General features: G+C 67.8%; 1 protein-coding gene. It reads left to right on the forward strand.

From position 1 onward, the window contains the following. Positions 1-1,566 (forward strand): AMP-binding protein (locus LC490_RS24190; RefSeq protein ID WP_223621892.1); only part of this gene is annotated, 1,566 nt, incomplete at both ends.

Here is a 1,566-nt window from a genome sequence, read left to right on the forward strand (position 1 = left end):
AGCAGATGGTCGGTTTGTTCATCAACACTTTGCCACTGCGCTTGCAATGGCGGCCGGACGAATCGGTGCGCGACCTGCTACTGCGTCTGCAGACCGAGCAATCGGCGCTGCTCGATCACCAGCACCTCGGCCTGACCGAGATCCAGCGCCTGGCCGGTCACGGCGAACTGTTCGACACCCTGGTGGTGTTCGAGAACTTCCCGGTCGGCGACGGCGACGACGACGCGCCCGATGCGCTGCGCATCGCTCTGCACAGCCACCACGGCGGCGACACCTCGCACTACCCCGTGGGCCTGGCGCTGATTCCAGGCCAACCGTATCAGCTCAAGCTCAGCTACCGCCCCGATCTGTTCACACGTGACGAGGTGCTGCGCCTGGGCGGCCGTTATCAGCGTCTGCTGGAGGCCTTCGTCGCCGATGCCGGGCAACCGGTCGGCCGCATCGAACTGCTCGACGCCGCCGAAACCGCGCAGGTGCTGCGCGACTGGAATGCGACCGAACACGCGGTGCCAGCACAAACCCTGGCCGAGTTGTTGAGCGCGCAAGCGGCGCGCACACCCGATGCGGTCGCCGTCGTGTTCGATGGGCAGACGCTGAGCTACGCCGAACTCGATGCGCGCGCGAACCGCCTCGCCCACCGCCTGATCGCCGACGGCATCGGCCCGGAGGATCTGGTCGGCGTGGCCTTGCCGCGTTCGTTGGAACTGGTCGTCGCCCTGTACGCGGTGCTCAAGAGCGGCGCGGCCTATTTGCCGCTCGATACCGATTACCCGAGCGACCGCCTCGCCCACATGATCGCCGACGCGGCGCCGGTGCGGATCCTGACGCGTGGCGATGTGGTCGAACGCCTGCCTGCGCATGACGGCTTGTGGCAGATCGACGAAGCTCGGTTTGTAATCGAGTTGGCGAGCTATGCGGATACATCGCCCACCGACACCGATCGCACGCGCCCGCTGCAGCTCGATCACCCGGCCTACGTGATCTATACCTCCGGCTCGACCGGCACACCGAAGGGCGCGGTGATCCCGCACCGCGGCATCGTCAACCGCCTGGCCTGGATGCAGGGCGAGTACGGACTGCAGGCCGACGACGCGGTGCTGCAGAAGACCCCGACCAGCTTCGACGTGTCGGTGTGGGAGCTGTTCTGGCCGTTGCTGCACGGCGCCCGTTTGGTGGTTGCGCGTCCCGACGGCCATCGCGACCCGGCCTATCTCGCTGACCTGATCCAGCGCGAACAGGTCACCACCGTGCACTTCGTCGCCTCGATGCTGGAGATGTTCGTGCAGGAGCCGGGCGCGGCCGCCTGCACCAGCCTGCGCCGCATCGTCTGCGGCGGCGAAGCGCTGTCGGCCGATCTGCATCGCCGCGTCGCCGCCCACATCGGCCGGCCGCTGCACCATTCCTACGGCCCGACCGAAGTCTCGATCGGCGTCACCGCCTGGCCCTGCCGCGAGATCGAAGACGGGCCGATTCCGATCGGCGGGCCGATCTGGAACACGCGCTTGTACGTGCTCGACAACGCGCTGCGGCCGGTGCCGGCCGGGGTCACCGGCGAGCTGTATATCG

Source organism: Lysobacter sp. ESA13C (assembly GCF_019970005.1).
Classification (GTDB): Bacteria; Pseudomonadota; Gammaproteobacteria; order Xanthomonadales; family Xanthomonadaceae; genus Lysobacter; species Lysobacter antibioticus_B.